Origin of the sequence: Pectobacterium colocasium, from assembly GCF_020181655.1 — a bacterium.
Classification (GTDB): domain Bacteria; phylum Pseudomonadota; class Gammaproteobacteria; order Enterobacterales; family Enterobacteriaceae; genus Pectobacterium; species Pectobacterium colocasium.
In genome coordinates, this window is record NZ_CP084032.1 from 2313516 (window position 1) to 2322976 (window position 9461).

Below are 9461 nucleotides of genomic sequence, written 5' to 3' on the forward strand. Positions count from 1 at the left end.
CGTGCGTGCTTGCGCGGGTAAGGAACGCATCATGCTCCTTTAGTAACATAAATGTTGCTTTAATTTAATGAATCCTACTTAAGGTTACAACGAAAGTCTAACGGTAACAGTGGTGAACTGTCGTGCAGCTATATTTGATCATACGCATGGCGAAATTTACGCCAAAAAAGAGAGAAATCTGATGTAGCCTTAAGAAAATATCAACGGCTGCCGATAAACCATAAAGAATGTGAGAGATGTCTCTCGTTTATACGAAAGGATCGTAAGTGATATGAGCACAAAATCAGAACGACGCTGGAAGCTGGCAAGTTTAGTATTATTGACTTTTCTGGTGGCATTATTGGTGTTACTGGTTAAAACCAGTTAATTTCTGGCGTAACGAAAAGTTAGTCTATAAATAATTTCTATTATGTAATGTATTAATGCAAAAGATATACATAGCATAAAAATGACAATCCATTTTAAACATTGATATAAGCGTGGCCGCTGTCGGGCACGCTTGTTGTTAATGTTCAATATCCCTTCATCGTCGCACACCAATTATAGCTTTTTGTTATGATTGCTGGTGCATCTGTGTCAGAAATGCGACGGCTGTCGCGTATTTTTTTGCATAATAGAATCTTTCGCGCGCTTATTGTGTGGTGCCAGATGCCGCCAGTGAATATAGGCATCAGCGAACGTTATCGTGTATTAATGAATCAGGGATGATGTGAATTTGTGCGGCATGTCCACGACTGATAAAAAAGGCCTTGCCATCGATTACATAGTGTGTAATAACGCTTCTGGGTAAAACGAGGTACAGTTCTGTATATGAATGGCATTTTCAGTAAAGAAGACTTAAGTACAACCTTTAGCGTTGCATGCTGCTTCTCTGCCGATCCTTATCTTAGTGCCTCAAGCAGTAACGACTTTGGTTTGTCTGTATAACGCCTTTTGGCGGTTTAAACAATTAAAGGAAATATTTGAAATGGCAAAGATTAAAGGTCAGGTTAAGTGGTTCAACGAGTCTAAAGGCTTTGGTTTCATCACTCCTGCTGACGGCAGCAAAGATGTATTCGTACACTTCTCTGCAATTCAAGGCAACGGCTTCAAAACTCTGGCTGAAGGCCAGAATGTAGAATTCGAAATTCAGGATGGCCAGAAAGGTCCTTCCGCAGTAAACGTCACTGCGCTGTAATTTTACAGCTCTGTTGCAAAACCCGCCATGGTGCGGGTTTTTTGTTGTCTGCGTTTTATTTTACCCGTGACGTAATAAAGGTGTTTTTAATGAGGAAAATGTGCCGATGAGTTATCAGTGTCCGCTATGCCAGTTACCTCTGGAGCGACACCCGCGGCAATGGACGTGTGGTAAACATAGCTTTGACTGTGCGAAAGAAGGGTACGTTAACCTGTTGCCGGTACAGTTTAAGCGTTCAAAACAGCCTGGCGACAGCGCTGAAATGATGCAGGCACGGCGCAGTTTTCTGGAAGCCGGTCACTATCAGCCGCTACGCGACATGGTGGCGCAACACGTTGATGCTATTGTGGCAGATGACGCTGCTGCTCTGTTGGATATCGGCTGTGGTGAGGGGTATTACACCGCGGAGCTGGCGCAGCGTCTTACATCGCACAGAACGATGACGATCTACGGACTGGATGTGTCCAAAGCGGCGATTCAGCGTGCGGCAAAACGGTATGAAAACGTTGAGTTTTGCGTTGCATCCAGCCAGAGACTGCCTTTTCGCGACGAATCCCTTGATGCTGTGGTAAAAATTTACGCGCCGTGTAACGACGCGGAGCTACAGCGCACCATTAAGGTTGGAGGTTGGGTGGTAACGGTGTCTCCGGGGCCTCGACATCTTTATCAACTGAAAGCGGAAGTCTACGATGAGGTGTTATTGCACCCGAGCAAAGATGAAGCGCTCGTCGGCTTTCAGCTTATGGAGCAGCAAACGCTCGCGTACCCAATGCAGCTATCCGGGAACGAGGCTGCGGCGCTATTGCAGATGACGCCCTTTGCCTGGCGAGCCACGCCAGATGTTAGCGAGCGATTGCGTGCGGCCGCCGCATTTAGCTGTGAAACGGATTTTATTATCCGCTTACATCAGCGTATTGATAGCGACGTCGTCGCTTAATCAAGATCGAGAAGAATAAAAACGGGCAGCACGATAGTCGGGCTGCCCGTTGAAGTAAGATGAGTTTATCAGGCGGCGTAGCCGAGGTGCTCGTACAGGATATTGCAGCCGATACCAATCAGAACCAACCCACCAATCACTTCCGCTTTCTTGCCGAGAATCGGGCCGATGTAGCGGCCAATCATCATACCGATTGTCACCATGAGCATGGTGGCAAAACCAATCACCATCGCGGTATGAAAAATATTCACCTGAAGGAAAGCCAGACCAACGCCGATTGCCATGGCATCCAGGCTGGTGGCGACAGCGGTGCAGATCAATAACGCCAGACTATGATTTTTGACTTTCTCACAACGGCAGTCGTCGGAGCCTTTGAGCCCTTCAATGACCATCCGACCACCGAGAATAACTAGTAGCGTAAACGCAACCCAGTGATCCCATTCGAGAATATACTGGCTGGCAAAAAAACCAAGTGCCCAGCCGATGAGGGGGGTGATAGCCTCAATGACGCCAAAAATGAGTCCGGTACGAATGGCATCGCGGAAACGAGGATTATGCAGGACGGCACCTTTACCGATTGACGCGGCGAAGGCATCCATTGACATACCAAATGCTAGGATAAGTGTTGCTGACATATTCATTGTAAATAGCCTCGGCTGGACGATTAACCATATACACGCAGATCATCCCCAACCCGAATGACGATCTTACGTGTCTATGGTCTCGCCTACCAATCACGCTTGGCCGCCCGCACCACGCTTATGCTCCTATAACAAGAGATAAACGAGTATGTTGATACGAGCATTTCTGATCAGTTATCGTGAATATTACTTAATCAGAAATCGGCTACTCCCCAATGACGGCGCAACCTTACCATATTATTTATGCGGTAAACAACACTAAAAGTTTTACGTGTTAATAATGCAATTGATAATTATTTTCATTTGATTGTCGAAATTGATTAATTGTATAAAATAACATCAGGGTTATTGGGGTTAAAATACCACCAGAAAATGAGGTGTATATTTGCGGTTATTTAAAATAATTCGCCTGATAAGTTTACCTCATTGATTCTCAATCATAAATTTATATATTTTTTCTAAATCATCAAGCTGAGTAACCTGTATTAATAAACGCCGTTTCTCAAGATCGATGACTAATATGCCATCCTCAGATAAATTCATATTTTTAATTCTGGTATAAGGAATGAATATATTCGCATAAAAGAAGCCGGTTGATTTAAACACCAGTTTAGGACGACGAATATAAGCCAGGTAACATGCCATGAAGGCCAGAGAAATCAAAAGATAGGTAGTAAGAATAGCGCCATGGCTCATCACATTCTGATAAATAAGAATCCCCACTAAGCCGATAAAAATCAACGTATCGAGCCGATTCATCCGTTTCAGAGGGACGAGGAGCTGGGTTTTCCCTTTGAGTTTCTCCATGATGAACTCATCATAGATGGCATAAACCAGCGCTAATGCAATCAACACGACCAGCGTGATATCTGTCATTGTCATCCGTATTACCCTTGCTCGTTAAGCATCCAGAACCGTCATAAAAAATGGCCGGGCGTATTGGCACCCGGCCATTGGCTATTACACGCCGAGCAGGCCGATCCAGTATCCGAAGATACCAATGGCGAAGAAGCCCATAATCAGCCACAGTGCGTTCACCTTGCGCCGTAACAACCACATACAGCCGAACGTTAGCAGCAGGGGAACGAGTCCCGGCATAAGCTGGTCAAGGATAGATTGAACGGTGGTCACCGTGGTTGTACCGTTTTGGTTCGTCACCGTCGACACCACCATCGGAATGTTGACGTGAGTCCATTTATTGACCAAGGCTCCCATGACGAACAGGCCGAGAATAGAGGCTGCCTCGGTCATTTTTTGCAGGAAACCGCCGCCCATATCGCTGACGATATCGATCCCTTTACGGTAGCCGTAGGCGACGCCGTAGTAGCGTACTAGCAGGCGAACCAGGTTAAACAGGACGAAGAAGAGGACGGGCCCTAACAGGCTGCCGCTCATGGCAATCCCCGCACCGAGTGCGGCGAATACCGGACGGGCGGTGCCCCAGAATATTGGATCGCCGACGCCAGCTAATGGCCCCATTAGCCCGACTTTCAGGCCGTTTATCGCCGCATCGTCAATGGGGGCGCCGTTAGCGCGCTGTTCTTCCATTGCCATCGTTACGCCAAGTACCGGGGCTGCAACAAATGGCTGTGTGTTGAAGAACTCCAGATGGCGCTTGATCGCCTGTTTGCGCTCTTCCGAATTTTCAGGATAAAGACGGCGAATCACCGGCACCATGGAAAAACAGAAGCCGAGTGCCTGCATACGTTCAAAGTTCCAGGAACCCTGAAACAGGTTGGAACGGATAAACACCGCGCGGATGTCGCTGTCAGTGAGTTTTTTGACATTCGTGTTTTCGACCATTTTGCTCACTCCTGTTAATCCAGTTCGTTATCAAGGTCGTTATTGCCTGATGAAACCGGCTGGCCTTGAACCTTGTTATATTTCGGGCTGAGCTGGATATACAGCACCGCCATCACAATACCGATTACGCCCAGCGCTACCAGGTTGAACTGGGTGAACGCGGCGGTCACGAAGCCAAGATAGAAGAACGGCATCAGGTAGCCTGCACGCATCATGTTGATGACCATCGCGTAACCTACGACGACAATCATGCCACCGGCGATATTCAGACCGTTGGTGACCACTTCCGGGATGGAGTTCAGCATGGCGTGTACGGCATCGGTGCCGACGGAAATTGCCACAATGACCGCAGGGATCGCGATACGCATGGCCTGTAGCAGCAGGGCGGAGACGTGAATCCAACTAATGGCTGTGAGGTTACCTCGCTCTGCTGCGCTATCTGCCGCATGTTGGAATGCGACTGTGATGGTACGAACGATGATGGTTAAGACTTGCCCGGCTGCTGCGAGTGGAATCGCCAGTGCAATCCCGGCGCCGATCCCCTGACCGCCGGCAATAACCAGAATGGTTGAAATAATGGAGGCCAGCGCCGCATCCGGGGCGACGGCCGCACCGATGTTCATCCAGCCTAACGCGATCATTTCCAGCGTACCGCCAATAATGATCCCGGTTTTTAAATCACCTAATACTGCGCCAATCAGCGTACAGGCGACGAGTGGACGGTGGAACTGGAATTCATCAAGAATTGAACCCATCCCCGAAACACACGCGACGAGAAATATCAGCACAATTTGAAGTGTGGTAATCTCCATCGTACTTCTCCTATAAAACGTGTCTGAGTAAAAATTAATCGCCATCCCCGTTGTTTTTCAATGTCAACGTAGAGCCTTCAATGTCAACGTAAAGCTTTCTATGTCGGCATAACGCTTTTCAATATCGACATAAATACCTATCTTGAAAATCGCCAGGTCTATAAAGCTATTATTGATGGTGACGTTCGCGTTAATCACATTCGCATTGCGATAGATATCAGCGCGGCATTTTGTTAATTAAATCCATCATTTTAAGTCGAGTATCGGTTGAGACTTTCCGAACCTCCAATTCAATGCCGCGTTTATCTAACTCCCGGAATGCAGCGATATCCTTCTCGTCGATGGAAACGGCATTATTGACCTGCGTTTTCCCCTGTTTAAATGCCATCCCGCCAATATTAACCGAGGTGATTTTTACGCCATTTTCGATCAGCGTTAATACATCGGTCGGATTGGTGAATAACAGCATCACCCGGTCAGCGGCATATTTTGGGTTGTCGTAAACACGGACGGCTTTTGCGACATCCACCACGTGAGCGGTAACGCCCGGCGGCGCAACCTGAGTCAGCAACGTTTTACGCACGTTATCGGCGGCGACTTCATCGCTGACGACAATAATGCGCGAAACATTGGTTTCTTTCGTCCAACGGGTGGCGACCTGGCCATGAATCAGACGGTCATCAATACGCGCCAATCCGATCTTCATGTGTTCACCGGAACCGGCTGGTGTGGGAATGGCCTTGGCTTTTGGCGGCGGTGGAGGAGAAGGGGGCGCGGCTTTGGGCGTATCCTGATACTTCAGCGCCTTGACGCCATCCCTGCCGGCTTCCAGAGCGATAGCAACCAAATCGGAAAAGGACGGATTATCATCCCGAGCCATAAAGGTTTCTGCCAGCATGGGGATATTCACGCCAGCGATAACATCATGGTTTTCTTTATTGGTGACGAGACGACTGGCTGCGTTGAACGGGCTACCGCCCCAGGTATCAACGAGAAACAGCACGCCTTGCGATGTGTCTAACTGCGTGAGTTTTTCCTGATATTTTTCTATCAATGTTTCGGCGTTTTCTCCAGGAACGAAATCGATCCAGGCGATATTGCTTTGCTCGCCAAGGATCATTTCTGCTGTCTTTAACAGCGGTCCCGCAGTGGCGCCGTGAGTGCATAACATGATTGCAATACTCACTTGCTACCTCCTCACGTTCACGATCATAAAGAGTCAATGTGTCAGGAAACTGGGTTAACGTTCAGCCACTGAACGTTAACCGTCGCGGTATTAGTATGGCTGCAAGAAAAAAATTTACCGTGGATTCATGACATTCACTGTGTTCCTCCAGGTTGTCAGGCGAGAAATCGTGACTGACAGATTTATTTTAGTTATCGAAAAAATAAATAGTGTGATGATGCTCTAATGCTGACCAGTTAAACGAGCGGCTAAAAGGATGCAGAAGCGGAAAATTTGAGCGTGTTATCAATGCGAAGCCGATCGACGAAATTCTTTGTGAAAATTGGTAACAACCTGTTAGAGTAAACGTCCCTTAAATTGCTTAGGAGCACCGGGCATCAGCCCTTCCCATGGACTGTCACCGACAAAACGTTCTCTGTTTCCCCGCTAATGCTGGCGGTTTTCTGTACTCAACTGGTCACTCAGACCACATTCAGAATCTCTCTGATTCACATCAACTCTTTTTATTACCATTCAATGCGGCTCATGCATTGATGTCATCTGCTCGTTCATTTTCTGGAGTCTGACATGGAATTTTTGCTAGATCCTTCAATCTGGGCAGGCTTATTGACGCTGGTGGTACTTGAAATTGTTCTGGGTATCGACAATTTGGTGTTTATCGCCATTTTGGCGGATAAATTACCCCCCAAACAGCGAGATAAAGCCCGCATTATCGGTTTAAGCCTGGCGCTGTTAATGCGTCTGGGCCTGTTGTCTTTGATTTCCTGGATGGTCACACTGACGCGTCCACTGTTTAGCCTTGGTGATTTCAGCTTCTCGGGGCGCGACCTGATTTTGCTGTTCGGCGGTGTGTTCCTCTTGTTCAAGGCCACAATGGAGTTGCATGAACGGCTAGAGAACAAAACGCACGATGGCAATGGCAATCGTGCCCACGCCAGTTTCTGGGCTGTAGTGGCGCAAATCGTCGTTCTGGATGCGGTGTTCTCTCTGGATGCCGTGATTACCGCAGTGGGCATGGTCGATCATCTGGGTGTGATGATGACGGCGGTGATCATTGCAATGGGTGTCATGCTGATTGCTTCTAAACCTCTGACCCGATTCGTTAACGAGCATCCAACGGTGGTTGTCCTGTGTCTCAGCTTCTTGCTGATGATTGGTCTGAGCCTGATGGCGGAAGGTCTTGGCTTCCACATTCCGAAAGGCTACCTGTACGCCGCGATTGGTTTCTCTATTCTGATCGAGCTGTTTAACCAGATTGCCCGTCATAACTTCATGAAGCACCAGTCGCACCGTCCTTTGCGTGAGCGTACCGCAGAGGCCATTCTGCGCCTGATGGGTTCACGGAAAAACACGGATGATCTGGATGCGGATGAACCCCAGAAGAAGCTCACGACAGAAGAGTTTGCTGAGGAAGAGCGCAATATGATCAGCGGCGTGCTGACATTAGCGTCGCGTTCACTGCGTAGCGTGATGACGCCACGTACTGAAATTTCCTGGGTGGATAGTGAAAGTTCCGTCGAGCAAATCCGTATGCAATTGCTGGACACGCCTCATAGCCTGTTCCCAATATGCCGCGGTTCTCTGGATGAACTTATCGGCATCGTCCGTGCCAAGGATCTGCTGGTGGCGCTGGAAACGCAGACGGATGTAGAAAGCTTCGCGGCGGCGAATCCGCCCATCGTCGTGCCTGAAACGCTGGATGTGATTAATCTGTTGCCCGTTCTGCGTCGTGCGAAAGGTAGTCTGGTGATCATCACCAATGAGTTTGGCGTAGTGCAGGGGTTGGTCACGCCGCTGGACGTGCTGGAAGCCATTGCAGGTGAGTTCCCGGATGAAGACGAAACGCTGGATATCATCCCAGACGGTGAAGGCTGGCTGGTGAAGGGCGGAACAGACCTGCATGCTTTGCAGCAGGTTGTGGATAGCAGCGATCTGGTTGACCCGAAGGAAGATTATGCTTCACTGGCAGGCCTGTTGCTGGCGCACAGTGATGAGTTTCCGAAAGTTGGCGATACCATCGAATTACACCACCTGCGCTTCCATATCGTTGAGGTTTCCGAATACCGTATCGATCTGGTGCGTGTGGAACGCATTGTGGATGAGGAAGACGCTGAAGAAGCGTAATGCGATCCGCGTAAGTAGAACGTTTAAGCATATTTGAACGTTCCTGCGAGTAAGAGATAATCCGGAATCAGTTTTCTGATTCCGGATTTTTTATGCCTGAACAGAATATGGTTTCACTGTTGAGAGCTTGTTTCTAAGCGTGTCCAGAGTGTGAAGCGACAACAGAGGTCATGAAATACGCAGTATTGTATGATGAGGTGTAACAGCCCTGAAATTATTGGTTAAGAGAATATTTTATCGCGACTTAACGCAAACCGATTGTCATGAAATTATATATTACCTGACATATTGAGCTTGGTAATTAACGGTTTTACTATGCCAAAAAAAATTATTATCATCAGGGATGAAACCATGCGTGGTTTTTTCAGGCTGATCCTTATCACGCCTGCGCTATTTTTTTGTACAGCATTTTCAGCATTCTCCGCGCAACTTAATCCGGCAGACCAAAAGGACATTCAGCAGCGGCAGGCCGAAGTGATCGATCAATCCCGGCAGCAGCGTGATTTATTATTGCAATTAAATCAGCCACAAATGACGATGAACCCAGTTGGTTAAAGTAATACCGGATACTGTTTGTCCATACAGGAAATTCATTATCACAAGAGTTCGCTGCTGCGTGAAAGCGATAAAGACCAGTTAAATAAAAGTCATATTAACCGTTGTATTAATGTTAATAACATTAATCTGCTGGTATATGACGGCAGCAATAAATACATCAAACAGGGCTATATTACCAACCTGACGACTCCATTGTGAGTCTTGCTAATAAAAACCGGATAGC

The 9461-nt window shown here is 47.8% G+C and carries 11 protein-coding genes; 6 read left to right on the forward strand and 5 right to left on the reverse strand.

Translation table 11 applies throughout. From position 1 onward, the window contains the following. Positions 1–810: 810 nt before the first annotated feature. From LCF41_RS10425 to rlmA, 3 genes are all read left to right on the forward strand, one after another. On the forward strand, positions 811–927 hold the full coding sequence (locus tag LCF41_RS10425) for a DUF2627 domain-containing protein (protein ID WP_085996916.1): 117 nt from the start codon (positions 811–813) through the stop codon (positions 925–927). 40 nt (positions 928–967) lie between these two features. After that, positions 968–1177 (forward strand): transcription antiterminator/RNA stability regulator CspE, encoded by a 210-nt coding sequence (gene cspE, locus LCF41_RS10430; RefSeq protein ID WP_005968829.1) that lies wholly within the window; start codon positions 968–970, stop codon positions 1175–1177. 106 nt (positions 1178–1283) lie between these two features. Then, positions 1284–2114 (forward strand): 23S rRNA (guanine(745)-N(1))-methyltransferase, encoded by an 831-nt coding sequence (rlmA, locus tag LCF41_RS10435; protein WP_225087987.1) that lies wholly within the window; start codon positions 1284–1286, stop codon positions 2112–2114. 68 nt (positions 2115–2182) lie between these two features. On the opposite strand, the gene mntP is transcribed toward rlmA, so the two are convergent. The 5 genes from mntP to manX form a co-directional block, all read right to left on the reverse strand. Beyond that, on the reverse strand, positions 2183–2755 hold the full coding sequence (gene mntP, locus LCF41_RS10440) for a manganese efflux pump MntP (RefSeq protein ID WP_180741104.1): 573 nt from the start codon (positions 2753–2755) through the stop codon (positions 2183–2185). Between the two features lie 423 nt (positions 2756–3178). Beyond that, entirely contained in the window at positions 3179–3637 is a 459-nt protein-coding gene (locus LCF41_RS10445) for a DUF986 family protein (protein WP_225087988.1), read from the reverse strand. Positions 3638–3715: 78 nt separating this feature from the next. Continuing rightward, the gene (locus tag LCF41_RS10450) at positions 3716–4558 is read right to left on the reverse strand and encodes a PTS mannose transporter subunit IID (protein ID WP_180741102.1); all 843 of its coding nucleotides are present in this window, start codon (positions 4556–4558) and stop codon (positions 3716–3718) included. 14 nt (positions 4559–4572) lie between these two features. Then, positions 4573–5370 carry a PTS mannose/fructose/sorbose transporter subunit IIC gene (locus tag LCF41_RS10455; RefSeq protein WP_180741101.1) on the reverse strand — a complete coding sequence of 266 codons (798 nt, stop codon included), beginning with the start codon at positions 5368–5370 and terminating at the stop codon, positions 4573–4575. A 217-nt stretch (positions 5371–5587) separates the two neighbouring features. Beyond that, positions 5588–6556: a PTS mannose transporter subunit IIAB gene (gene manX, locus LCF41_RS10460; protein ID WP_225087989.1), complete on the reverse strand. Its 969-nt coding sequence runs from the start codon at positions 6554–6556 to the stop codon at positions 5588–5590. Positions 6557–7123: 567 nt separating this feature from the next. On the opposite strand from manX, the gene LCF41_RS10465 reads away from it, so the two are divergent. The 3 genes from LCF41_RS10465 (at position 7124) to LCF41_RS10475 (ending at position 9436) form a co-directional block, all read left to right on the forward strand. Continuing rightward, complete coding sequence (locus tag LCF41_RS10465; protein WP_225087990.1) at positions 7124–8680, forward strand: TerC family protein; 1557 nt, start codon at positions 7124–7126, stop codon at positions 8678–8680. Between the two features lie 315 nt (positions 8681–8995). Then, positions 8996–9235, forward strand: coding sequence for a hypothetical protein (locus LCF41_RS10470; protein ID WP_225087991.1), 240 nt, complete (start codon positions 8996–8998; stop codon positions 9233–9235). Positions 9236–9253: 18 nt separating this feature from the next. Beyond that, positions 9254–9436 carry a POTRA domain-containing protein gene (locus tag LCF41_RS10475; protein ID WP_225087992.1) on the forward strand — a complete coding sequence of 61 codons (183 nt, stop codon included), beginning with the start codon at positions 9254–9256 and terminating at the stop codon, positions 9434–9436. Positions 9437–9461: the final 25 nt, after the last annotated feature.

Bases quoted from the DNA above. Each gene is read 5' to 3' on its own strand.
- mntP (WP_180741104.1), bottom strand. From the start codon at position 2,755: ATGAATATGTCAGCAACACTTATCCTAGCATTTGGTATGTCAATGGAT.
- LCF41_RS10455 (WP_180741101.1), bottom strand. From the start codon at position 5,370: ATGGAGATTACCACACTTCAAATTGTGCTGATATTTCTCGTCGCGTGT.
- cspE (WP_005968829.1), top strand. From the start codon at position 968: ATGGCAAAGATTAAAGGTCAGGTTAAGTGGTTCAACGAGTCTAAAGGC.
- LCF41_RS10425 (WP_085996916.1), top strand. From the start codon at position 811: ATGAATGGCATTTTCAGTAAAGAAGACTTAAGTACAACCTTTAGCGTT.
- LCF41_RS10450 (WP_180741102.1), bottom strand. From the start codon at position 4,558: ATGGTCGAAAACACGAATGTCAAAAAACTCACTGACAGCGACATCCGC.
- LCF41_RS10470 (WP_225087991.1), top strand. From the start codon at position 8,996: ATGCCAAAAAAAATTATTATCATCAGGGATGAAACCATGCGTGGTTTT.
- LCF41_RS10445 (WP_225087988.1), bottom strand. From the start codon at position 3,637: ATGACAATGACAGATATCACGCTGGTCGTGTTGATTGCATTAGCGCTG.
- LCF41_RS10465 (WP_225087990.1), top strand. From the start codon at position 7,124: ATGGAATTTTTGCTAGATCCTTCAATCTGGGCAGGCTTATTGACGCTG.
- rlmA (WP_225087987.1), top strand. From the start codon at position 1,284: ATGAGTTATCAGTGTCCGCTATGCCAGTTACCTCTGGAGCGACACCCG.